This is a genomic window from Clostridium sp. DL1XJH146, from assembly GCF_054819755.1.
Map to the genome: position 1 here is coordinate 1 of NZ_JBTVVN010000106.1, position 572 is coordinate 572.

The window sequence follows — 572 nt, forward strand, 5'->3', positions numbered from 1 at the left end:
CACTGGGCTTTATATTCTAACATTCTTCTGAACTCAAACCATGATACTTCGCTTATTGCCTTTGCTAAATTGCTATTCTTCATCATATTCTTTACTTTCAAGTCTTCTATAGCTACAGATTGGTTTTCTCTAATTAGCTTTGTAGATAACTTTTGCAAAAAATCTTTTCTTTGATTAGCAATCTTCTCATGAAGTTTAGCAACTTTTAATCTAGCTTTATCTCTGTTTTTACTCATTTTTTTCTTTCTTGATAAATCCTTTTGGAGTTTTTTTAATCTTTTTTCTGATTTTCTGAGCCATTTAGGATTAGCATATCTATCACCATTAGAACAAACTGCAAACTCTTTGAGTCCTACATCAACACCTATTTTATTTTCTATCTTTGGTAACTTTATATTTTCAGAATCAACTAGTATAGAAATATAATACTTATTGCCCCGTGTTTTTGATATAGTACAACTTTTTATTAAGCCATCGAAGTCTCTATGCTGTTTTATTTTAATCATAGATTTTAATTTTGGAATCTTAATACGTCCATTCTCAATAGCTACAGTTCCATTTTGATTATTAGT

General features: G+C 28.8%; 1 protein-coding gene. It reads right to left on the reverse strand.

Going from position 1 to position 572, the window contains the following annotated elements:
* On the reverse strand, positions 1–572 hold a 572-nt coding region (locus ACVHXK_RS18685), incomplete at both ends, for an RNA-guided endonuclease TnpB family protein (RefSeq protein WP_461207920.1).